The 22,190-nt window shown below is 59.1% G+C and carries 22 protein-coding genes; 10 read left to right on the plus strand and 12 right to left on the minus strand.

Annotated elements, in window-relative coordinates; all coding sequences use genetic code 11:
- The first annotated feature begins 9 nt into the window (after positions 1-9).
- From queC to queE, 3 genes are read left to right on the plus strand one after another with little or no spacing between them, the layout of a single operon-like run.
- Positions 10-720, plus strand: a complete 711-nt coding sequence (queC, locus tag JZX87_RS01070; protein WP_206823060.1) for a 7-cyano-7-deazaguanine synthase QueC — start codon at positions 10-12, stop codon at positions 718-720.
- Positions 720-1,076, plus strand: a complete 357-nt coding sequence (gene queD / locus JZX87_RS01075) for a 6-carboxytetrahydropterin synthase QueD (protein WP_206823065.1) — start codon at positions 720-722, stop codon at positions 1,074-1,076. Before queC ends, queD begins: the two co-directional genes overlap by 1 nt.
- On the plus strand, positions 1,073-1,807 hold the full coding sequence (queE, locus tag JZX87_RS01080) for a 7-carboxy-7-deazaguanine synthase QueE (RefSeq protein WP_206823069.1): 735 nt from the start codon (positions 1,073-1,075) through the stop codon (positions 1,805-1,807). Before queD ends, queE begins: the two co-directional genes overlap by 4 nt.
- Before the next feature lie 15 nt (positions 1,808-1,822).
- Here queE and JZX87_RS01085 read toward each other — a convergent pair whose 3' ends face one another.
- The 9 genes from JZX87_RS01085 to JZX87_RS01125 all read right to left on the minus strand — a co-directional run bounded on the left by JZX87_RS01085 (position 1,823) and on the right by JZX87_RS01125 (position 12,052).
- Positions 1,823-2,512 (minus strand): SDR family oxidoreductase, encoded by a 690-nt coding sequence (locus JZX87_RS01085; RefSeq protein WP_206823070.1) that lies wholly within the window; start codon positions 2,510-2,512, stop codon positions 1,823-1,825.
- A gap of 229 nt (positions 2,513-2,741) precedes the next feature.
- On the minus strand, positions 2,742-3,776 hold the full coding sequence (hemH, locus tag JZX87_RS01090; protein WP_206823072.1) for a ferrochelatase: 1,035 nt from the start codon (positions 3,774-3,776) through the stop codon (positions 2,742-2,744).
- Between the two features lie 171 nt (positions 3,777-3,947).
- On the minus strand, positions 3,948-5,894 hold the full coding sequence (locus JZX87_RS01095) for a 5'-nucleotidase C-terminal domain-containing protein (protein ID WP_206823074.1): 1,947 nt from the start codon (positions 5,892-5,894) through the stop codon (positions 3,948-3,950).
- A 217-nt stretch (positions 5,895-6,111) separates the two neighbouring features.
- Positions 6,112-6,474, minus strand: a complete 363-nt coding sequence (gene omp10 / locus JZX87_RS01100) for an outer membrane lipoprotein Omp10 (RefSeq protein ID WP_148143492.1) — start codon at positions 6,472-6,474, stop codon at positions 6,112-6,114.
- Between the two features lie 173 nt (positions 6,475-6,647).
- The gene (locus tag JZX87_RS01105; RefSeq protein WP_206823076.1) at positions 6,648-8,099 is read right to left on the minus strand and encodes a homospermidine synthase; all 1,452 of its coding nucleotides are present in this window, start codon (positions 8,097-8,099) and stop codon (positions 6,648-6,650) included.
- Between the two features lie 153 nt (positions 8,100-8,252).
- Positions 8,253-9,164: a heme-dependent oxidative N-demethylase family protein gene (locus tag JZX87_RS01110; protein ID WP_206823078.1), complete on the minus strand. Its 912-nt coding sequence runs from the start codon at positions 9,162-9,164 to the stop codon at positions 8,253-8,255.
- 72 nt (positions 9,165-9,236) lie between these two features.
- Positions 9,237-9,869, minus strand: a complete 633-nt coding sequence (locus tag JZX87_RS01115) for an aminotransferase class IV family protein (RefSeq protein ID WP_206823081.1) — start codon at positions 9,867-9,869, stop codon at positions 9,237-9,239.
- Positions 9,854-11,017 (minus strand): aminodeoxychorismate synthase component I, encoded by a 1,164-nt coding sequence (locus tag JZX87_RS01120; protein WP_206823082.1) that lies wholly within the window; start codon positions 11,015-11,017, stop codon positions 9,854-9,856. The genes JZX87_RS01115 and JZX87_RS01120 overlap by 16 nt, the downstream gene beginning before the upstream one ends.
- Before the next feature lie 120 nt (positions 11,018-11,137).
- Entirely contained in the window at positions 11,138-12,052 is a 915-nt protein-coding gene (locus JZX87_RS01125; RefSeq protein ID WP_206823084.1) for a LysR family transcriptional regulator, read from the minus strand.
- Between the two features lie 111 nt (positions 12,053-12,163).
- On the opposite strand from JZX87_RS01125, the gene JZX87_RS01130 reads away from it, so the two are divergent.
- From JZX87_RS01130 to JZX87_RS01140, 3 genes are all read left to right on the plus strand, one after another.
- Positions 12,164-12,886 carry an SDR family oxidoreductase gene (locus JZX87_RS01130; protein WP_206823086.1) on the plus strand — a complete coding sequence of 241 codons (723 nt, stop codon included), beginning with the start codon at positions 12,164-12,166 and terminating at the stop codon, positions 12,884-12,886.
- Between the two features lie 47 nt (positions 12,887-12,933).
- Positions 12,934-13,425 carry a carboxymuconolactone decarboxylase family protein gene (locus tag JZX87_RS01135; RefSeq protein ID WP_206823087.1) on the plus strand — a complete coding sequence of 164 codons (492 nt, stop codon included), beginning with the start codon at positions 12,934-12,936 and terminating at the stop codon, positions 13,423-13,425.
- A gap of 77 nt (positions 13,426-13,502) precedes the next feature.
- Entirely contained in the window at positions 13,503-13,784 is a 282-nt protein-coding gene (locus JZX87_RS01140; RefSeq protein ID WP_394353634.1) for an Atu4866 domain-containing protein, read from the plus strand.
- A gap of 6 nt (positions 13,785-13,790) precedes the next feature.
- On the opposite strand, the gene JZX87_RS01145 is transcribed toward JZX87_RS01140, so the two are convergent.
- Both JZX87_RS01145 and JZX87_RS01150 read right to left on the minus strand, forming a co-directional pair.
- Complete coding sequence (locus JZX87_RS01145; protein WP_206823088.1) at positions 13,791-14,144, minus strand: nuclear transport factor 2 family protein; 354 nt, start codon at positions 14,142-14,144, stop codon at positions 13,791-13,793.
- Positions 14,145-14,155: 11 nt separating this feature from the next.
- Complete coding sequence (locus JZX87_RS01150) at positions 14,156-15,151, minus strand: KpsF/GutQ family sugar-phosphate isomerase (RefSeq protein ID WP_148143472.1); 996 nt, start codon at positions 15,149-15,151, stop codon at positions 14,156-14,158.
- Between the two features lie 146 nt (positions 15,152-15,297).
- Here JZX87_RS01150 and JZX87_RS01155 point away from each other — a divergent pair, with 146 nt between their 5' ends.
- Both JZX87_RS01155 and JZX87_RS01160 read left to right on the plus strand, forming a co-directional pair.
- On the plus strand, positions 15,298-16,857 hold the full coding sequence (locus tag JZX87_RS01155) for an outer membrane beta-barrel protein (protein ID WP_206823089.1): 1,560 nt from the start codon (positions 15,298-15,300) through the stop codon (positions 16,855-16,857).
- A gap of 373 nt (positions 16,858-17,230) precedes the next feature.
- Positions 17,231-18,514 carry a sugar MFS transporter gene (locus JZX87_RS01160; protein WP_286193988.1) on the plus strand — a complete coding sequence of 428 codons (1,284 nt, stop codon included), beginning with the start codon at positions 17,231-17,233 and terminating at the stop codon, positions 18,512-18,514.
- Between the two features lie 99 nt (positions 18,515-18,613).
- Here the strand turns inward: JZX87_RS01160 and galU are convergent, their stop codons facing one another.
- Positions 18,614-19,504 carry a UTP--glucose-1-phosphate uridylyltransferase GalU gene (galU, locus tag JZX87_RS01165; RefSeq protein WP_206823090.1) on the minus strand — a complete coding sequence of 297 codons (891 nt, stop codon included), beginning with the start codon at positions 19,502-19,504 and terminating at the stop codon, positions 18,614-18,616.
- A gap of 200 nt (positions 19,505-19,704) precedes the next feature.
- Here galU and JZX87_RS01170 point away from each other — a divergent pair, with 200 nt between their 5' ends.
- Both JZX87_RS01170 and JZX87_RS01175 read left to right on the plus strand, forming a co-directional pair.
- Positions 19,705-20,922 (plus strand): lytic murein transglycosylase, encoded by a 1,218-nt coding sequence (locus JZX87_RS01170; protein ID WP_148143464.1) that lies wholly within the window; start codon positions 19,705-19,707, stop codon positions 20,920-20,922.
- Positions 20,923-20,980: 58 nt separating this feature from the next.
- A complete protein-coding gene (locus tag JZX87_RS01175; RefSeq protein ID WP_183821084.1) occupies positions 20,981-22,177 on the plus strand; it encodes an SGNH/GDSL hydrolase family protein in 1,197 nt (398 codons plus the stop codon).
- The last annotated feature ends 13 nt before the right edge of the window (positions 22,178-22,190 follow it).

Below are 22,190 nucleotides of genomic sequence, written 5' to 3' on the forward strand. Positions count from 1 at the left end.
ACACCAATCATGAAGACTATCGTCGTCTGCTCCGGCGGACTGGATTCCGTTTCGCTTGCCCATAACATCGCCGCCAAGGGCGAGCTTATGGGCCTCATCTCCTTCGACTACGGCCAGCGCCACAAAAAGGAGCTGGAATTTGCCGCAGCCGCTGCAGAACGCCTCGGCGTTTTCCACCAGATCATCGACATGCGCGCCATCGGCAGCCAGCTCACCGGCTCGGCGCTGACCGATGATGTCGACGTTCCCGACGGCCATTATGCCGAAGAGACGATGCGTATAACCGTCGTTCCGAACCGCAACGCAATCATGCTGACGATTGCTTTCGGCGTTGCGGCTGCTCGCCAGGCCGATGCTGTGGCAATCGCCGTGCATGGCGGCGACCATTTCATCTATCCCGACTGCCGCCCCGGCTTCATCGACAGTTTCGACACGATGCAGCGCCATGCACTGGACGGTTACGCCTCGGTAAAACTGCTCGCCCCTTATGTCACCGGCTCCAAGGCCGACATCGTCACCGACGGCGCAAAGCACGAAACGCCCTTCGTCGAGACATGGTCCTGCTACAAGGGCGGCACCCGCCATTGCGGCCGCTGCGGCACCTGTGTCGAACGCCGCGAAGCCTTCCACCTCTCCGGCGTCGAAGATCCGACCGATTATGAAGACCCGGATTTCTGGAAAGCCGCGACCGAGGGTTTTAAGGCCGAGGAGGTCCGCTGATGTATCGCATCACGAAGGAATTCCACTTCTCCGCTTCGCACCAGCTGTCGCATCTGCCGGCGGATCATCAATGTGCCCGCCTGCACGGCCATAACTACATCGTCGTGGTCGAACTTGCCTCCGCCGGTCTGAACGACGACGGTTTCGTTCGCGACTATCACGAACTGGCTCCGCTGAAGCGCTATATCGATGAAGATTTCGATCACCGTCACCTGAACGAGGTTCTGGGCCATGACAAGGTGACCTCGGAATATCTGGCGAAGCATTTTTACGACTGGTGCAAACGGCGCTTGCCCGAAACTTCGGCCGTCAAGGTCAGCGAAACGCCCAAGACCTGGGCTGAGTACAGACCATGACCGCATCCGCAGAAACGATCCGCATCAGCGAGATCTTCGGCCCGACCATTCAGGGCGAAGGCATGCTGATCGGCCAGCCGACCGTTTTCGTCCGCACCGGCGGCTGCGATTACCGTTGTTCCTGGTGCGATACTTTGCATGCGGTCGACAGCGCGTATCGTCACGACTGGACGCCGATGGATGCCGAGGCGATCTGGCAGGAGGTACGCGACCTTTCGGGCGGCAGGCCACTGATGGTGTCGCTTTCGGGCGGCAATCCTGCGATCCAGCCTCTCAAGCCCCTGATTCGGCGCGGCAAGAACGACGGTTACCGCTTTGCCATCGAGACCCAGGGGAGCATCGCCCGTGACTGGTTTGCCGATCTCGATGTGCTCGTGCTCTCTCCCAAGCCGCCATCGAGCGGCATGGAAACGGATTGGGACGTTTTGGCCGACTGTCTTGAGGCGGCAGGAAAAGCGCCGCGCATCGCACTGAAATTCGTCATTTTCGACGATGCCGATTATGCGTTTGCCCGCGAGGCATCGCTGCGTTTTCCGGAACTGCCCGTCTATCTGCAGCCCGGCAACCACACGCCGCCACCACCGGAAGACGACGATGCCCGCATCGATCTCGACGGCATCATGGATCGGATGTTGTGGCTGGTCGACAAGGTGACGGCTGACCGCTGGTTTTCGGCAACGGTTCTGCCGCAGCTTCACGTTCTGCTCTGGGGCAACAAGCGGGGCGTCTGAGAAACGCGCCCAATTTTACTCAGCGTAGATCATCTTCTTCGTCATGCCGCCATCGACCGTCAGCACCTGACCAGTGACGAAACCGGCACCGTCAAGATAAAGCACGGCATCGGCAATATCCTTCGGTCGCCCGACGCGGCCGGCGGGATGCTGCGCCTTGTCCTCATGGCTCAGATTCGTCTCGTTGGTGATCCAGCCCGGAGCGATCGCATTGACCCGGATCGTCGGGCCAAGGCTGACGGCAAGCGCATGGGTCAGCGCCACCAGCCCGCCCTTGGACGCCGCATAGGCTTCCGAATTCGGCTCCGACATGAAGGCGCGGGTGGACGCCATGTTGACCACCGCTCCGCCGGTTTTCATCAACGGCACGACGGCACGCGTCATCAGAAAGGCACCCGTGAGATGGCTGTCGATCACGCGGCGCCAGTCGAGATAGGACATGTCGAGGATGGAGGTGCCGAGCGCCCCGCCTGTGGCACCGGCATTATTGACGAGCAGATCGAGACGATCCCAGCCAAGTTCGGCAATCGCGATCTCGACTGAGGCTTCGTCTGCAACATCACATTCGATGGCACGAACACCCTCGACAGCGTGGGTCTTGCCGGAGAGGTCGAAAGAGGCAACCTCGAAACCACGGGCAACCAGAGCCTTGCAAATTCCAGCCCCGATCAGCCCTGCTCCGCCGGTGATGATTGCCTTTTTCATGCGATATTCCTTTGGATAACTGGCTTCGCTGTAAGCGTCATCTTGAGCGTTGGCGCTGCCCCTCATCCGCCTGCCGGCACCTTCTCCCCGTAATGACGGGGAGAAGGACGCGAACCGCAAGGCCTCCGTCCCTCTCGAGCATCAGGCAGGGCACGTCCCCTCTCCCCGCTTGGGGGGGAGAGGGTTAGGGTGAGGGGCAGAGGCTCTCTCTAAGAGCGCACTCTACCAATCAAACCCAGCCCTGCAGCTCCCGCCGCACAACCGTTTCCAGCACGTCCATGCCGCCCTCGCTGTCGTTCAGACAGGGGATGTGAACGAATTTCTCGCCGCCGTGATGCATGAAGATTTCGCCCGCCTCACCGGCGATTTCTTCCAGTGTCTCGAGACAATCCGAAACGAAGCCCGGGTTCATGATGGCGACACGCTTGATGCCCTCTGCCGCCAGCCCTTCCATCGTCTTGTCCGTATAGGGCTGCAGCCATTCTTCCGGGCCGAAACGCGACTGGAAGGTGATCCGCAACTGATCCTCGCGATAGCCGAGTTTTTCGCGCAACAGCCGCGCCGTCTTCTGGCAGAAACACTGATAGGGATCGCCGGCCTTGAAATAGGACTGCGGGATGCCGTGGAACGAGGTGATCAGCAGCTGCGGTTCCCAGTCAAGCGTTGACAGCGTCTGGCGCACCGAGTTTGCCAAGGCTTCGATATAGACCGGATCGTCATGATAGGTCGGCACCGTGCGCACGGCCGGCTGCCAGCGCATCTTCATCAGGTGCTCGAACGCCTTGTCGTTGACGGTCGCGGTCGTCGCTGCCGCATATTGCGGGTAAAGCGGGAAAAGCACGATGCGGTCGCAGCCTTGCGCCTTCAGGTCATCGATCTTCGAGGCGATCGACGGACTGCCGTAACGCATGCCCCAGTCGACCACCACATTCGGCAGATCCTTCAGCCGCTGCGCCATCAGCTCACCCTGGTTGCGGGTATAGGTGCGCAGATAGCTTTCGTTGAGATCCTTGTTCCAGATCTCCTCATACGCTTTGCCGACCTTCTGCGGCCGCTTGTTCAAGACGATGCCGTAAAGGATCGGGTACCAATAGAGCTTCGACCATTCGATGACGCGGCTATCGGACAGGAATTCGGCGAGATAACGCCGCATCGACCAGTAGTCGGTACCATCGGGCGTGCCGAGATTGACCAGCAGCACGCCGACCTTGCCAAAGGAAACGGACGGATGGGATGCGGGCATGGAGGCAGAAGACGTGCTCATGAAAGCTTTCCAGATATGCGAACCGAAACCATTACGGCGATCGACGGGCTGCGGATCATTTAGAAACAAAAAACGGCTCGGGAAACCCCGAGCCGCAATCGTCGCTGAGACAATTTGTCCCGATCCAATGATTTAGTTTATCAATCCCGGCCTTGACCGGGATCAAGAACCTCACTTGGCCGGCAGTTCCAGCTCTGCGCCGACCTGGATGAGGTTCGGATGACGCAGGCTGTTGGCCTTAGCGATTTCGGTCCAGCGCTCGCCGTCGCCATAGGTGCTTTCGGCGATCTTCCACAGCGAGTCGCCCTTCACGACCGTGTACTTGCTCGGACCCGCAGCCGGCGGAGTTGTCTGCCCCTGGGCTTCGACTGCGGCCGGAGCCGTTGCAGCGGGAGCCTGGGCAGTGGTTGCCGGGGCAGGAGCAGCCGGAGCAGACGTTGCGGCTGGTGCAGCGGCAGCCGGTGCAGCAGCCGGGGCCGGCGGCGGAGGCGGCGTGTAGCCAGCCGGCGTCAGGTCGGTGATGCGTCCATCCGTGTAAGGCTTGTAGGGATTGTGAGCCGTAAGATAATCGGCAACCGCCTGCTCAAGGTTGGGACCGAAGTCATAGGCGTTTTGCGCAGCAGTCGCAAAGATCTTGAACCCGTCACCGCCACCACGAACATAGTTGTTGGTGACAACGCCATAGACCTTGTTCGGATCGATTGCGACGAAGGCATCGCCTTCCTTCACCTGCACGTCGCTGGTGCGCGAGCCGACCGGCTTCGACTTGTCGAAGGAGAACTTCATGCCTGCGACCTGGGGGAAGCGGCCTGCACCGTCGTCGATCTGGCTGACGCCGTTTTCAAGCGCGGCAACAAGGTCCGAACCCTTGATCTGGAAGGTGGCGATCGTGTTCTGGAACGGCAGAACGGTCAGCACTTCACCCATGGTTACTTCGCCGGCATCGATCGACGCACGCAGACCACCGCCATTCTGGATGGAGATGGTGATGCCCTGATCCTTGACGCGATCGAGCTGCGCATCGGCAAGCAGGTTGCCCATCGAGCATTCGGCTGCGCGGCAAATCTTGCGGTCGCCCTCGATCGCCGTTTCGGTCGAGCCGACGACCTTCTTCTTCAGCTCGTCGATCGGCGCCTTCAACTCGTCGACGCGCTTGACCATGTCCGGATTGGGCTGGAACTTGACATCGACCGGGATTGGTTCGCCTTCGGCCGACTTGACCACGCCGTTGTCGTCGAACACGACCTTCAGGTCGCCCAGGTAGCGGCTGTACTGGAATGCCTGCACGACCGGAACCTTGTAGCCGCCCGGATTATCCACCCAGGTCGGATAAGGACCGGCGGCACCCTTGACGGTGTTCGAAAGAAGCGTGTGCGTGTGGCCGCCGACAACGACGTCGACATCCGGGATTTTGGCGATGTAGGCGAGGTCACGCGGATAACCGACATGGGTAAGCGCGATAATCTTGGTCACGCCTTCAGCCTTCACCGCCTGCACGGCTTCGGTAATCTTGGCGATATCGTCGGCAATGGTGATGTTCGGACCGGGATTTGCAATTTCCGGCGTATCGTTGGTCACCGCACCGACGATACCGATCTTCTGGCCACCGACCTCAAGAACGATATGGGGCTTGATGCGGTCACCGACCTTGGAAGCTGCGGAAGCAACGACGTTTGCGGTTACGACCGGGAACTGGATCTTGTCGAGGAATGTGGCAAGAACATCGTCCGAATCGTCGAATTCGTGGTTGCCGACGGTCATAGCATCGAACTTCATCGCATTCAGGACTTCGGCTTCGACGGCGCCCTTGTAGGTCGTGTAGAACAGCGAGCCCTGGAAGTTGTCGCCGGCATTGAGCAGCAGAACATTCTTGTTGTCTGCCTTCAGCGCGTCACGCGTCTGGTTGATCGCGGTCAGCAGGCGCGCAGCACCGCCGAAGCACTCACCCTTGCCTTCTTCTTCGGCCGAGCAAGTGGAATCGAATTTGTTGACGGATTCGATACGGGAGTGGAAATCGTTGATGTGCAGGATATTGAGTTCGTAGTCGGCAAAGGCCACTCCGCTCGACAAGGCCATGACCGATGCGGTCAACAGCCCCAATCCCATAGTCTTCATCATCATTTCTCTCCTTGTTTAATCACCGTGCAGAACGCACGGCTGTTCCCGATTGTCTTAACTTTTCAGCGTGACAGTGATTGTGCACTGCATGCTTTCACCAAGCAAAATCGGTTTCAAGGCAAATATGACAAGAGCGCACTGCATCATTTTGCCTCCATAACGCGAAAACCCCGCTTGCGCAGGGTTCTCAAGAGACTTCGAATGTTGTGCGCTAAAATCAGATGCGTCGCGTCAGCGAGAACTGCGCGCCGCTATCCTGGGTGCAGTTGAGCTGGCTGGTGCTCACGAGCGAGCAGTTGACGCGCGACTGGGTCTTGCGCACCAGAGAGGTCATGTTGATCTCGACCAGCGTTGGCGAAAGCGTCGTATAGGTACCGGATGCCAGCAGCGCGTTGCTGTCGCTGGCGCGGGTGTTGAACGTCCCCGCCTGGAAGGTCGAGACGATGCCGTTCGGATCGACCCAGCTTCCTTCGACGCCCTGCGGCTGCGGGGCCGCAGCCATCTGCCGCGGCGGCGGCGAAGACACGCAAGCACTCAGACTGGCAGCTGCGATCAGCGCAAAGCCCATTTTCAGTTTCATGATTTATCTCCCGCGATTCGCTCGGTCATACGTAACAAGGACCATGGCGTCCCGCTTCATCTATGGCAAGCCGCCAGCTTGTACAGTGTCGGGACATTCTGTCTCTACAGAAAACGCCCGCTTTTGCGCGGGCGTTTCCAAAATACACAAAAAGATCGGCAACAAGCCAGTGCTTACCGCACCAGAATGTTCTTGAACTGCCAGGCATCCTTCTCGTCGATATCTTCAGGGAAGAGACCCGGACGACCTTCGAGCGGGGTCCAGTCGGTGTAATGACCTTCGACCGGGCCAAGGTAAGGCGTCTGCACTTCGAGGCAGCGCTTGTAATCCACCTCGTCCGCCTCGACGATGCCTGCCTTCGGATTTTCCAACGCCCATACCATGCCGGCAAGAACAGCCGACGTCACCTGCAGACCGGTGGCGTTCTGGTAAGGCGCGATGCGGCGGGTTTCTTCCAGCGACAGGCGCGAACCGAACCAGTAGGCGTTCTTTTCGTGGCCGTAGAGCAGCACGCCGAGTTCATCGACGCCATCCTCAAGCTCGTCCTCGTTGAGAACGTGGAGGACCGGCTGCTGGTTGCCGCCATTGCCGAACATCTCGTGCAGCGAAAGCACGGCGTCATTGGCCGGGTGATAGGCATAGTGGCAGGTCGGGCGGTAGACGACTTCGCCGTCCTTCTCGACCGTGAAGTAATCGGCAATCGAGATCGACTCGTTATGGGTGACGAGGAAGCCGTATTGCGGGCCGGGCGTCGGGCACCAGGTGCGAACGCGGGTATTGGCGCCCGGCTGCTCCAGATAGATGGCGGCCTTGCAGCCCTTCTTGTGCTTCTTGGCGTTCTTCGGCATCCAGTTTTCATGGGTGCCCCAGCCGAGTTCGGCCGGCTGCAGGCCTTCCGAGATGAAGCCTTCGACAGACCATGTGTTCCAGAATACGTTGAGCGGCTTCGGATGCTTGGTGCGCTGTGTATCGCGCTCGGCAATATGCACGCCCTTGACGCCGAGCTTCTTCATCAGCTTGGCCCAGCCTTCGCGATCATTCTGATCCGGCTCGTCGAACTTCAGGCCGGTGTCGTTGGCGAGGTTGACCAGCGCCTGCTTGACGAACCACGAGACCATGCCCGGGTTTGCGCCGCAGGTGGAAACAGCCGTCGTGCCGCCCGGGTTCTTCTTCTTCTCATGGCGCACGGTTTCGCGCAGCGCATAGTTGGTGCGGTCTGAATTCTTCAGGCTCTTGTCGAAATAGAAGCCAAGCCACGGCTCGACGACCGTATCGATGTAAAGAACATCGAGCTTGCGGCAGAGCTTCATCAGGTCAAGCGAGCCGGTATCAACCGACAGGTTGACGCAGAAACCCTGCCCGCCCTTGCCGTCGTCCAGCAATGGCTTGAGAAGCGTCTTGTAATTGTCCTTGGTGACGTGTTCCTTGATGTGGCGAACACCGTGCTTGGCAAGAATTTCCATGTCGGAAGGTTCTTCGCGCGGGTCGATGACCACCATCCGGCTCTTGTCGAACTTGAAATGGCGCTCGATCAGCGGCAGCGTGCCGCGACCGATCGAACCGAAGCCGATCATCACGATCGGGCCGGTAATTTCAGCATGGACCGGGTAGTTGGTATCCGACATGTCATACTCCCTAAAAATCGACTGCTCTATGCAAACCGCAGCCTGGCTTCACGCATAATCAGCGAGTGTGACGCTGTTCTGATGCGCGGCCCTAGATCACAAAAATCAGTCACAATAAAGGGCTTGTGCCGGGATCGCGACAAGGACAGCATACTATTCTGCCAAAGTCTTAACCGGCTCCGTTCGGCGCAGCAAACCGACAAGCTCGACGCGCTTTTCCGTCAGCCCCTTGTAGGCGACTTCTACATCCGACATCGCTTCCAGCTGCTCCGCCATCGAGGCTGCAAGTTCCACTGCATTCGGTTGCACAAGAATGGCGGAAACCGGATCGAGATAGATGCGAATGGTGAAAAGGATATCGCCCGAAACCGGCAGCTTGCGCAGTGTCTGACGCTCCACCCGGATGAAGGCCTTGTCCGCAGACACCCCGCGTTTTTCTTCTGCCGATTTCGCATCCGGGTGATACAGCGCATGCGACCAGTTCACCGACCAGTTCCAGCGAACCACGATCCGGTCCGCGGAGAGATTGTCGAACATCCGGTTGATCAGCCCGGCATTGCGGCTGCCGCCTTCGAAACCCGGCACCGGTGCATGCACCTCATCCATCGACAGGCCGAATTTCTCCGATAGCCGCCAGGACGATGGGAAGGCCAGAAATGCCGCGGCAATTCGCCATCCGTTTTCGCCTTTGCGCATGATCACCAGATCGTCCTGCACCAGCAGTCCGGCCCGATGCAGCGGCATCATCTCTTGATCCGCAATATCCGGATCGAGGCCCGCGATGCGCACATCATTGCCAACCAGACGGTAATTCTCCGGATGATAGTGCGGCAGATAGTCGATCAGGAGATCGAGAACTTCCTGCTGTGCCTCCTGCGTACCCGCCTCGGCGCGCAGCACAAGCGCGCCATGCTCAGCGACCAGCCGACGCTTCAGCGACACCTGTTCGGCCAGCTCGCCATCGGGCTCGATCCAGCGCTCAGGTTCCAGTTGCAGAAGACCGATCGTGAAGGGTTTCGACGAACCGTCGTAAGGTGTGTAGGTCGGGGCTATAGGGGCAGGCATCGGATCCGCGACATCTCCTGTTTGCCGCAGTGTCGTTTCAAGACCGCGTCTTTTCAAGCGCTTTGGAACAGATCACAGCAACTCGGCCCGAATAAGCCCGCGAAGCGAATTACCGACGAAAATCTTTCGCCCGGCCGTCATTGCCTCCTGCAAATCGGCAGGTTTCAGAACCGCCCCCTTGGCGCGACGCTCGCGGATCAGGTCGGCGCGCAGCACGCCGGGCAGGATGCCGCTGGTGATCGGCGGGGTCATGAGCATGCCCTCCTGATCCTCAATGAACAGGTTGGTGATCGTGCCCTCGCACATCTCCCCGCGCTCGTTGGTCAAAAGCACTTCGTCCGCTTCGTCGGCGGAATATTCCGCACGCGCCGCTTCATAAGGTTCGCGACGCGACGTCTTATGACGATAGAGCGGATCGTCAGACCTCAGCTTCGTCGCCCCGATCCTGACTTTCCAGATGGTCTCCGGAGACTGGATAACAAAGGGCGCGGTCGTCACCTCTATCTTGCCGCGAAACGACATGACGAGCCGGACACGCAGCGGTTCCTCGCCATCGACGGCGTCATCGAGCGCTTTGCGTGCATCCTGCGGCTGGCGAAAGCCGAGCGCATCCGCGGAACGGCTGAGACGGCGCAAATGCTGCTCCAGACGGACGAACCCGTCCTCGGGCGTCCAGCGCATCGTCTCGATCAACGAGAAATCCATTGGTCTCCCACCGCAAACCTGGCCTTCAACAGGCACTCTTCATATTCCGCCTTCGGCATCGAATCGAAGACGATACCGCCGCCGACATTGAAAACCGCCCTTCCGCCGGAAAAAAGGCTGATCGTGCGGATAGCCACCGAAAATCGCATCGGCCCTGCTGGATCGCACCAGCCGATCGCGCCGCAATAGACATCCCGCGGCACCTGTTCCAGCTTTTGCAGGATCGTCATGGCGGAAAGCTTCGGCGCACCGGTGATCGATCCGCAGGGAAACAGCGCCCGCATGATCTCCGGTAACCCCGCATCCGGCAGCAGTTTTGCACGGACATGGCTCACCATTTGGTGCACGGTCGGATAGGTCTCGATCTCGAACAGTTTCGGCACCAAAAGCGTGCGCGCCTCGCTGACATGCGAGATATCGTTTCGCAACAGATCGACGATCATCCGGTTTTCCGCCAGCGTCTTCTCATCCGCCAGCATCTGCTGCTTGATAACCTCGTCTTCCTCGGGCGTAGCGCCGCGTGCGGCCGTCCCCTTCATCGGATGGGTCTCGATCCAGCCATTCTCGTCGACGGAGAAGAACAATTCCGGCGACCGCGAGACGATGGCGGGACCGCCAAGTTCGGCAAGCGCTCCGTAACGGACCGGCTGGCGCGCGATCAGCGACCAGAACAGATCCCGCGCATCCCCCGGCCAATGCGCCTCGATCGGCATGGTCAGATTACCCTGAAAACAGTCTCCCTTGCGCAGGTGATCATGCAGGACGGAAAAACGGGCGGCATAACTCTCTTCGTTCCAGGCCGCATGCGGCTCGCTCAAGGTCGCGTCGGACTTGAGCCCTGCCGGCGGCTCCAGCCTCGGATCACCATCCTCGACCGGTCCGTCGAACACGCCCATGCAGACGAGCGGCGTCCCCCGGCACTCCGGCACAAGCGGTCGAAGCTTTTCCTCGAACGCATAACCGGCCTCGTAAGCAAGGTAACCGGCAAGCCACTTGCCGGAGGCCCGGCATTCTTCCAGCCGTCGCAAAGCCGGAATGACCTCGTCGACACGGCGCACAATAACCAGCTCGCTCGGAGACGCAAACAGAAGCTGCCGCTCGGCAAGATCGTCACGAAACAGAATATAGGGAGAAGAATTCCGATCCATGTCCCTTAGCCGCAGCGGCTCCCTGCCCGTTCCTAATCCCGCCAGCATTGCGGATCTCACGCGCCATAACACCGCCGCCACTCAGTTTGAAGCGCGGACTGCGAAATCCACTGCCGCATCTCATCCGTTTGAAAGCGTTTGGCTCTGGCGAAAACCGCGCAGGTGATCCACCAGCGCGCGCAGTTTCGGCGCCATGTTGCGGCGGCTCGGATAATACAGATAGAAACCCGGAAATTGAGGGCAGAACCGTTCGAGAAGCGGCACAAGCTCTCCGCGTTCGATGGCTGCCCGAAAACTGTCCTCCATACCGAAGCTGATACCGGCGCCGGCGACCGCAAGCTTGATCATCAACGCCATGTCGGTCGTCGTGATCGCATCGTTGACTGCGACGGAAATTTCCCGCCCGTCTTCCTCGAATTCCCAGCGATAAGCCGGCAGGTTGGGGGCCTTGCGCCAGCCGATGCAGCGGCGCTCGGTCAGTTCGCGCGGATGAGCGGGCACCCCGAAGCGCTTGAGATAGTCCGGCGATGCGACGGCAAGCTGGCGCTGCTCGCCCGATACCGGAACCGCGATCATGTCCTGGGCAATCACCTCCCCTAGCCGCACGCCGGCATCATAGCCCTCCTCGACGATATCGAATTCCTCGTCGGTGACCGTGAGATGCAGCCTGACCTCAGGATTGCGTTCCACAAAGGAAGCAAGCATCGGCCCGGACAGAAAACTCTCGGCGATGGACGAGACGGCAAGCCGCAATTGCCCGCGCGGCCTGTCCCGCAGGCTTGCCGCCGTCTCGATAGCTGACTGCATAGCGGAAAATGCAGGCGCCACTTCCGCATAAAGCCGCTCGCCCGCTTCGGTCAGGGCAACGCTGCGGGTGGTGCGCGAAACCACAGCAATACCAAGTGCTTCCTCCAGCTTGCGGACCGTCTGGCTGACTGCCGAGCGCGTGACGCCCAACCGATCCGCCGCAGCGCGAAAACTCTTCTCCTCGGCAACGATAACGAAAGCGGCAAGGGCATTGAAGTCAGGCAACATTGGTTAGCTTCACTTACCAAACTGGAAAACACTAAGCGACTTATCGCGACAATGCCCTGCGACTACCTTTCTGGCAACCGCAATCAAGCGGAAAATATGGAAGGAAATGTCATGGAAAAGGTTGTTCTCATCACCGGCGCTTCAAGCGGCATCGGAGCAGGAATTGCGCGTGAACTGGCAAAGGCCGGAGCAACTGTGGTGCTCGGCGCGCGACGTACCGAACGTCTCGAAGAACTGGCCGATGAAATCCGCCAGAACGGCGGAAAGGTCATGACCCGCAAGCTGGAGGTGACGAACCGCGCCGATGTCGCAGCCTTTGCCGATGCGGCAAGAAGAGAATTCGGCCGCGTCGACGTCATCGTCAACAATGCTGGCATTATGCCCTTGTCACCCATGGCCTCGATGAAGGTCGACGAATGGGACCGCATGGTCGATGTCAACATCAAGGGCGTTCTTCACGGCGTTGCTGCCGTCCTGCCCGAGATGACGGAACGCGGCTCGGGCCACATCATCAACATAGCCTCGATCGGTGCACTCCAGGTCGTGCCAACGGCGGCCGTCTATTGCGCCACGAAATTCGCCGTGCGGGCCATTTCGGACGGGCTGCGACAGGAGAACGACAGACTGCGTGTCACCTGCATCCATCCCGGCGTGGTGGAAAGCGAGCTGGCCAGCACGATCACCGATCCGGTTGCCGCCGAAGGCATGAAGACATACCGGGCCATCGCGCTCAAGCCTGACGCGATCGCTCGCGCGGTGCGCTTCGCCATCGAGCAGCCCGAGGATGTCGACGTCAACGAGATCGTCGTGCGCCCGACACGTTCTTCCTACTGATCACCATCCGGATTGGACCCAATCACGCAATCATTGAGGAGATAGTGATGCTTCAAAAGATCAGATCCCATGTCGCCACTACCGGCGCAATTGCCCTTCTGGGGCTTGCCTCACAACCGGCATTCGGACAGACGACGGAGGAGAGGCGCGAACGCGGCGCAGCCGTAATCCGCGAACTCAACAACGGGAAGACCCAGCCCAATCTGGAGGCCATGCGGCAGGAATTCCCGTTCCTTGCAGAGGCAACCGAGGCCTATGCACTGGGTGATGTCTGGTCGCGTCCCGGCCTTGATAACCGGACACGCCAGATGGCGGCAGTGGCAGCCTTCGCAGCCATCGGGGAGACAGCCATGATGCGTGTCCACGCGGGCTATGCGCTCAATATCGGTGCGACCGAAGAAGAACTGAAGGAACTCATCTACATGGTCACGGTCCCTGCAGGTTTCCCCAAGGCGATTGCCGCATCACAGACGCTGTCGCAGCTATTCGAGGAAAGACGCGCCGTGAACGAAGTGGAAAACGGTGAGGCTCGTCCATGAGGATCTTGAACAACCCCCTTGCCGTCATTGTCGGCATTATCATCGCCACCGCCACCTCGCTTGGCGCGGTTGTCCATATGGCAAAGGCAGAGAACAGCATGAGCACTCAGGCGCAAGCCCAAAACCACCCCTATCTCGGCATGTGGGTAACCGGCGATGGCCGGATACGCCAGGAGCTCTTGCCCACCGGTCGTTATGACGAGGCCCGGGGAAACAGGAAGAGCGCATATCAGGGCCGTTATGTCGTGACCGGCGCTCATATTGATTACTGGGACGATACCGGCTTTACCGCCGACGGGACATTCGTGGAAAAAGACGTCCTGCATCACGGCGGCATGATATTCTACCGGGAGAAATGAAGACGCTCAGGCCGCTGGCGTGCCCTGGTGAAAAACCATGCGCCAGCGACAATCCTTTTCCAGGCGCCAGATCGAACTGCGATTGGTCCGCAGTTCGATCCCGTGATCATTGAAGCGGATACCGCGATAGGTCGCGAGCACAATTTCCTCGCTCAGAAGCGATATGGCGAAATCCTCGATGGCCGTTTTTGCGACCGTCACCTCAGTCGTCAGACCTGCAAGGATTTCCACAAGACCATAAGACCGGCCAGAGCGGCCGAATTCACGAAAATCCGGCGCGAGGATCTCAAGCAGACGCGCCCTTGAAGACCGCACCTCCTTCGTCTGAAGCGCCACCTCGAGAGCATGAAGATCCAGCAACGAGTCCGACCTCAGGCCACTCCGACCCGCAACAGATCGTGGAAATGCACGATACCGATCGGTCGCTTTTCCTCGTCGACCACCAGAAGAGCACCGATACTGTGCTTGTTGAGAAGCGCCATGGCAGCCGTCGCAAGTGTCGTCTTGCCGACCGTTTTCGGGTTGGCCGTCATGACTTCGTCAACGATCATCGTACCGAGATTGCCATCGAGATGACGGGCGATGTCGCCATCAGTCAGGACGCCGCAGATACGTCCCTCATCATCAATCACGCCGACACAGCCGAACCGCTTGGCAGAAAGCTCGCGGATCGCATCAGGCATCGACGCGCCCTTGTTCACCAACGGCAGGCGATCTCCCGTATGCATCAGGTCGCTGACATGAGATAGCATAGCGCCAAGCTTGCCGCCCGGATGATAGACGCGAAAATCAGCTGCAGAGAACCCACGCGCCTCAAGCAGGGCCACGGCAAGCGCATCGCCGAGTGCGAGCTGCATCAGCGTAGACGTTGTGGGCGCCAATCCATGCGGGCATGCCTCCTGCGCCTTCGGCAGCAACAGCACGATGTCTGCTTCACGCGCAAGCGTCGATGTTTCGCCCGAGGTCAGCGCGATCAGGGGAACGGAGAAGCGACGGGTGAAGGAGACGATACCCTGCAACTCGGCAGTCTCGCCACTCCACGACAAGGCCAGCACCACATCGCCGGGCGCAATCATGCCGAGATCGCCATGATTTGCCTCGACGGGATGAACGAAGAAAGACGGCGTACCGGTCGAGGCAAGGCTCGCCGAAATCTTGCGGCCGATATGCCCGCTCTTGCCGACACCCGTGATCACCACTCGACCATCGATTGCGCCAATTGTCTCCACAGCCTGTCGAAAGGCTGGCCCAAGGCTATCCTTCAGAGTCTCCTCAAGAGCGCTAAGCCCTTGTTGTCCGAAAGCAATTGTCCGCAAGGCGGAATCGACGACATCATGTTCGACGAGTTGTAATGCGCGCTTGATCATGGCGGCAGGATTAGTCCCTTTTCCGCCTCAAGTCCATTGGCTTTCGGCGCGGTCCTTTGTCCATCCACTACCGGCCGGCTATTTCAACCAATCCTTAACCACAGTGATTTACATTTGGGTAAGCATTTATGGTTGCCGGGCATTCGATGAAAAAAACGCTTCTGACAGGTACGGCTCGACGCGGGCGGCGGACGGCTTTAGGCTTTGTCGTCGCAGTGGCTGCTGTGTCCGGCGTCAATCAGGCTTATGCTCAGAGTGTTTTTTCAAGCAACACCACTCCCCTGCCCGGCCTTCCGGACAGCCAGTTCGGAACAGCCGGAACCACAAGTGTTACGGGCGGTGCCGCAACGGCGACGTGGCCGACACCGACAACGCAGGATGATATCGATCAGAGAGCGTCCCGCCTTTATGATCCCACCGCTATTCCAGCGACGCAACGACCTGCCCGGCCGGAAAATACCGCTGAGAATGATGACCTGAACCAACCTGTAGAACAGGATCTGAATCAGCAATACGACCAGCCGGCGGATGACGACCCGGGGCCTCTGGACCGGTCACAATGGGAAGAACGGTACCGCGAGGGCGCTGACGCGCCCGGCATGCGTCTGGGCACGTTCGTTCTCCGTCCATCCGTCAATCAGAGCATCAATACGGAAGTGATCCGCGATCACGGCTCGAAGGAAACACGCAATTATCTTGCAACTGGCATACGCGGCACATTGACCTCCGACTGGTCTCGCCACGCACTGACGATTACCGGTCAGGGCGTCTACGAACGCAATTTGAACGGTAGCCAGAACAACGCCGATCCGAACGCACGGATCGGCGCCGATCTTCGGCTGGATCTTGCCGACGATACAGTTGCACATATTACCGGAAATTACAGTTTCGAACGCGAGGATGTCGCGGCCCCCAACGCAGTCGGCAATGCCTCCGAACAGGCAGGCGTCCATCAATTCGAGACCGAGGCCTCGATAGAACGTGAGGTGGGGCGCGTCCACGGCCTGGCGGCCATCGGTGCCAGCCGCAATGTGTATACGGATGCGAAACTGTCCGATGGCTCCGTCTTCAGCATGAAGGATCGAGACCGCACCGGCATCGACGGACGTCTACGCCTTGGATACGAGCTTTCGCCGGCAATCATTCCTTTCGCCGAAGTGGCACTTGGGCATACGTCTTACGACCGCCGACGCGACAGCGCCGGTTATGAACGCTCTTCCGACAATTATGCAGCACGCGCCGGCGTAGCGTTCGATTTCGGTGAAAAACTGCGCGGAGAGTTGGCAGGCGGATATCAACGCGTGGCCTATGAGGACTCCCGGCTGGATGCGGTGGACGCCTTTACCGCAGACGGCAACGTCAGCTGGTCACCGCGCCGTGGCACTGACATCAACATCGGGCTTCGCAGCACTGTCCAGGATTCGACTGCAGCAGGCCAAGGCGGGTGGGCGGAATATCAGCTGAGTTCCGCTCTCGCTCACCAGATGCGTGATCATCTCGTCGGCCGCCTGACGGGAAGTGCGACGCTTCGCGATTTTCAGGGATCAGGCAACAACAATGTCACCTGGATTACCGGAGCAGGCCTGACATGGAGTATCAATCGATATCTGGATATGACCGGCGACGTAGAATACGAAACAACGACCGGCGGCGGCTCCGATCAGGACATTCTTCGCGCCGGCATAGGGCTGACCCTGCGACGATAATCACATTTCCGTGAACAGACGTGATGCATGATGAGCATACGTCGCAACTCCCACAACTGGAGTTTGCCTATAGAATGAGCAAAAGCTCAGCAGACAAATCATGGCATGACGACAAGTTGTCGCATCTTGTCGCAATCTCGAAGCCTATGAACAAATGTTTCGCGCAACCATTTAGACATCATGTTTCCCATGCTTGAAATGCAATGGTTAAAAGGCTGCCCGGTAATATCAAGCCGGAAGTGAACTGTGAAATATCGCTGTTTCCTGATCCCTACCTCTTTCATCTGTTAGCAGATGCAGCATATAGCGGCCCATTCGGCATATTTTTGCCGCAATGCAGCATTGCCGCATGGCGCAAGTTTGAGGTTTCAAATTGGCTAGTCTTACCAACAACGGCACAAAGGCCGGAAGCACGAAGTCTTCCAAGGCCGGCGCCAACAATTATCAGTTCGCTCTTATTGCACTGACGTCGCTGTTCTTCATGTGGGGCTTTATCACCTGCCTGAACGACATTCTCATTCCGCATCTGAAGAACGTCTTCTCGCTGAACTACACGCAGTCGATGCTCATTCAGCTTTGCTTCTTCGGCGCCTATTTCATCGTATCGCTGCCAGCGGGTGCGCTGGTTAAGCGCATCACCTATAAATGGGGTATCGTCGTTGGCCTGCTGATCGCCGCGATCGGCTGCGCCCTCTTCATCCCGGCAGCCGCCTACCGCGTCTACGGTCTGTTCCTCGGAGCGCTCTTCATTCTCGCTTCTGGCGTGACCGTCCTTCAGGTCGCCGCCAACCCGTACGTCACCGAACTCGGCGCACCGGAAACGGCAGCCAGCCGCCTGACGCTCACTCAGGCATTCAACGCGCTCGGCACGACCGTTGCTCCATTGTTCGGCGCCTTCCTGATACTGTCGGCAGCAACCGGCGACATCGCCACCGCCACCGGTCAGCAACTGGAAACGCTGCGCCTGGAAGAAGCCGATGCAGTTCGCTTCCCCTACATGCTTCTGGCGATTGCCTTCCTCGTGCTTTCGGCAATCTTCGCAGCGTTGAAGCTGCCGCAGATCGAAGAGGAAGCCGTTGAGACCGAAGGCGGCGAACGCGCTTCCGCATGGTCCTACCGACACCTCGTTCTCGGTGCGATCGGCATTTTCGTATATGTCGGCGGCGAAGTTTCGATTGGTAGCTTCCTGGTAAACTACCTTGCGGAGCCAACTATCGCCAACCTGCCGGAAGCAGAAGCAGCGCACTATGTGGCCTACTTCTGGGGCGGCGCAATGGTTGGACGCTTCATCGGCGCCTATGCCATGCGCTACATTGAAGACGGCAAGGCACTTGCTTTCAATGCCGTTCTGGCAGCTGTTCTTCTCCTGGTAACGGTCTTTGCCGGCGGCAAGCTGGCCATGTGGGCTGTTCTCGCGATCGGCCTGTTCAACTCGATCATGTTCCCGACAATCTTCAGCCTTGCGCTGAAAGGTCTTGGCCGTCACACCAGCCAGGGTTCGGGCATCCTGTGCCTGGCCATCGTCGGCGGTGCGATCGTTCCGGTTATCATGGGCGCTCTTGCCGATACGATCGGTATCCACCTCGCCTTCCTGATGCCGGTCCTTTGCTACATCTACATCTTCTATTACGGCATCAAGGGCCACAAGGCCGTCTGACATTGCTTATCTAGCGTGGGGTAAATCCCCACGCTCCAAAAGAAAGAAGCCGCCGGGGCAGACCTCGGCGGCTTCTTTTATTTTGAGCTTGCGCAGATGTTACTTCAGTTTGGCAGCAAGCGCCTTGAGCGGGCCTTCGATGGCCGGGCGGATATCCGGGCGCTGCAGGGCAAAAGCGAGATTTGCCAGAATGAAGCCGTCCTTGGCGCCGCAGTCATAGGTCTCGCCGGTAAACGGATAGGCGGCGAAGTCCTGATCCTTCGCCAAGGCCAGCATGCCATCGGTCAGCTGGATCTCGTTGCCGGCGCCGCGCTCCTGGGTCTCCAGGATCTTGAAGATCTCAGGCTGCAGGATGTAGCGACCGTTAATGAAGAAGTTGGAAGGTGCGGTGCCCTTAACCGGCTTCTCGACCATCTCGGTGATCTTGAAACCACCATTGCCGACGGAAGCGCCCTTGCCGACGATCCCGTATTTATGCGCCTGTTCCGGATCGCATTCCTCGACGGCCAGAACATTGCCACCAGTCTGTTCGTAAAGCTCGACCATGCCCCTGAGGCAGCTCTTTTCCGATGACATGATCATGTCGGGCAGCAGCACTGCAAAAGGCTCGTCGCCAACAATGTCACGGGCGCACCACACGGCATGGCCGAGACCGAGCGGAACCTGCTGGCGAGTGAAGCTCGCCGTGCCGGCCTTCGGCAGAATATGCGACAGAAGCGTCAGTTCGGCATTCTTGTTGCGCTCGCGCAGCATCTGCTCCAGTTCGAACTGGATATCGAAATAGTCTTCGATGACACCCTTGCCGCGACCTGTGACGAAAACGAAATGCTCGATGCCGGCCTCAGCCGCTTCGTCAACCACATACTGAATGACCGGCTTGTCGACCACAGTCAGCATTTCCTTTGGAACGGCTTTGGTCGCCGGAAGGAAACGCGTGCCGAGTCCGGCCACCGGAAAAACTGCTTTGCGGATCTTACGCTGTTCAGACACTCATGCCTCCTGAATGCACTTCATTGTGCGGATATGAAACCTTCGGGGTTGTAGTGTGCAATTGCTACTGTTTCGCAAAAGGCTCCCACGAACCCGTGATCTATGGTAAAGAATTTGTTGACTCTATTACGTTAAGACATCGTTGAGCCGCATACCAGACACGCCATGAACGGCGCATGAAGGAATGGATACGACTGCCGATGACCAGATTCCGCACCCGCTCACGTAGCTTCGCCCTCCTGCTTGCAGCCGGTCTCGCGACGGCCATGATGCCATTAAATGCTCAGGCCGATGCGGGCTTCAAGAGATGGGTTGCAGATTTCTACGAGACCGCAGCCAAAAGTGGCATCACGCGTTCGACATACCAGAAGGCTTTTGCCGGCATCAATGAACCGGACCCGGAGGCTTTACAGAAGGCCCAGTACCAGCCCGAGTTCAAATCGCAGATCTGGGAATATCTGGATAGCCGCGTCAATCCCTACACCGTTCAGATTGGTCGGCAGATGGCCGCCCGCCATGGCGCCACGCTGAACGCCATTGAGCGCCATTTCGGCGTTGACAAGAACATCCTGCTCGCCATCTGGTCCATGGAATCCAATTACGGCGCAGTCTTGGAAAAGCCGGAACGGCTGCATCACGTTCCGCAGGCACTGGCCACACTCGCGTGGGCGGATCCCAAGCGAGCAAAATTCGCCCGTACCCAGCTGATCGCCGCCCTGAAGATCCTGCAGGCAGGTGACGTGACGCCAAAGCAGCTGACCGGATCATGGGCCGGCGCGATGGGCCATACGCAGTTCATTCCTACGAGCTACCTGCTTTACGCGGTCGATGCAGATGGTAACGGCAAGCGCGATATCTGGCACTCTATCCCCGATGCATTGGCAACCTCCGCCAACCTTCTCGCCCAGAACGGCTGGACTACCGGCAAGACATGGGGTTACGAGGCCGTTCTTCCATCGGGCGCTGGCAGATACGAAGGCCAGACGAAGACGCTTGCCCAATGGGCCGCACTCGGCTTTGTACGCCCTAACGGCAAGGGTTTCCCGCGCGGTACGGATCGTGCGACGCTGAAGCTGATGGGCGGTTCAAACGGACCGGCCTTCCTGATGATGAAAAACTTCTACACCATCAAGAAATATAACGCGGCAGACAGCTACGCTCTGGCTGTAGGGCTTCTTGCCGACGAGATCGCGGGTTATGGCGGCATGCAACAATCATGGCCGCGCCCACAAGGCACGCTCGATATCAGGGAAAAATTTGAACTGCAGAGCCGCATGAAGGAACTGGGCTATTATGACGGCGAAGTCGATGGCAATTTCGGCTCCGGCTCCAAGGCCGCGATTTCTGCGATTCAGAAAAGACTGGGCATGAACCAAGACGGCGAGCCATCGCAATCGCTGCTGCGCGCCCTGCGTTGACATGTGATCCAGCGGGCGCAAGATTTGTGATCATGATAGCCCGTCGGGATTCGTAACGATGTTTGTTGACCCCATGAAGAAAAGCCTTGTTCAGCGCGTTGGTTGCGGCGTGCTGACGGTTGCTCTCTTGGCCGGCAGCTTTCCCGTTTCCGCCGGAGCACAGGAACCGGTAAGACGCCGGAACCTGTTTGATCTGCTTTTCGGCGGGCCCCGTTACGAACGGGAAGAGCCTCCGGTCCGCTATAACCGACGTGACGGCTCGATCATCGAGACGGCTCCGCGACGGGAGCGCAACCGAAGCGCTGCAAGACCGCCCGCTCCACGGCCTCCGATCCCACTTGCGCCGCCTAAACCCGATCCGGTCGCGAAACTGGAAGATGCCCGCAAGATCCTCGTGGTCGGTGATTTCTTCGCCGGCAATATCGGCGGTCAGCTTGAGACCACATTTGAAGCATCTCCCGGCGTCGCCGTATTCACCCGAAGCGACGGCTCTTCGGGCCTCGTTCGAGACGATCATTACGATTGGCTGAAGGAGCTTCCGGGCATCATCACCGAGGCCAAGCCGGCGATGGTCGTCGTCATGATCGGCGCCAACGATCGCCAGCAGATGACCTCGGGGGCAAGGGAAAAATTCCCGACAGACGCGTGGTTTGCCGAATACCGGCGACGCGTATCGGAGGTCGCTCGCATCGTGACCAGCCGCCGGCTGCCGCTGCTCTGGGTCGGCCTGCCCTCTTTCCAGTCGCCGTCGATGATGGCGGATGCCGCCAAGCTCAACGCCATCTACCGTGCACGCACGGAAGACGTGGGCGGCGAATTCGTCGATATCTGGGATGGTTTCGTCGACGAGGACGGCAAGTTCATCCTGACCGGCTCCGATGTGAACGGCCAGCAGGTCCGCCTGCGTGGAGCAGATGGCATTACCTTTACCGAAGCCGGCAAGCAGAAACTGGCCTTCTATGTCGAGAAGCTTGCCCGCCGCCACCTGGGCGACATGGCAAGCCCGGAACTGGTGAACCTGGGACCCGGCACGTTGCCGGACCTCAATCTGCCGGTGGATCCCAACAAGACGCTCCCCGCGCTGCCGATCAGCCTATCCGACCCCGACCTCGACGGCGGCAAGGAACTGCTAGGAGCGGTCCCGAAGACAAACAGCCTCACCCAGTCCCCGCGCGAGCGATTGGTCAAGCGCGGCGAAATGGACCCGGCTCCCGCAGGCCGCATCGACAACTACAAGATCTCGAAGACACAATAAGAACAGGCGCCAT

The organism is Agrobacterium sp. Ap1 (assembly GCF_017313375.1).
GTDB lineage: Bacteria > Pseudomonadota > Alphaproteobacteria > Rhizobiales > Rhizobiaceae > Neorhizobium > Neorhizobium cellulosilyticum.